The organism is Mesorhizobium sp. M7A.F.Ca.US.006.04.2.1 (genome assembly GCF_004022915.1).
Taxonomy (GTDB): domain Bacteria; phylum Pseudomonadota; class Alphaproteobacteria; order Rhizobiales; family Rhizobiaceae; genus Mesorhizobium; species Mesorhizobium ciceri.
Genome location: NZ_RZQA01001608.1, coordinates 1 through 515 on the forward strand (window position 1 = coordinate 1; position 515 = coordinate 515).

At 55.1% G+C, this 515-nt stretch carries 1 protein-coding gene; it reads left to right on the forward strand.

Annotation, left to right across the window (positions count from 1 at the left end; all coding sequences use genetic code 11):
* Positions 1-515 (forward strand): serine hydrolase (locus tag EN925_RS39010; RefSeq protein WP_164894845.1); only part of this gene is annotated, 515 nt, incomplete at both ends.

Below are 515 nucleotides of genomic sequence, written 5' to 3' on the forward strand. Positions count from 1 at the left end.
CAGTATCTCGGATAAAGGCTACGACGATCTGGACGTGGCCACCGACGGAGATCCGACGCAAAGCCTGAAGGGCTTTCTAAAGGACTTTCTTGTCGAGGGTGGCGCATACTATTCGCCTACCACGTCGTTTTGCCCAGCCAAGCCAGGCAATCGATGGAGCTACTGCAATGTCGGGGTGGCGTTGGCAGGTTATGCGGTCCAGTGCATCAGCAAGCAGAGCTTTTCCGCGTATACCCAGAAGAACATATTCGAACCGCTGGGTGTTCGAAATGCGCATTGGTATCTGAAAGAGTTTGCACCAAACGTTCTCGCCAAGCCTTATGAATATGGGAAAGGCGCGTTCAACGAGCTGCCGCAGGAGGGATATCCTGATGTCCCGTCTGGAATGCTTCGTTGCTCGGTAGCCGACCTCACAAAAATCCTGCGTGGCATGCTTGGCGGAATAACCGGCCAGTGCGCGATTTTGTCGCCACGCGCAGTAGCCGCCATGTTGCACGACCAGGTCGATCCGGAAC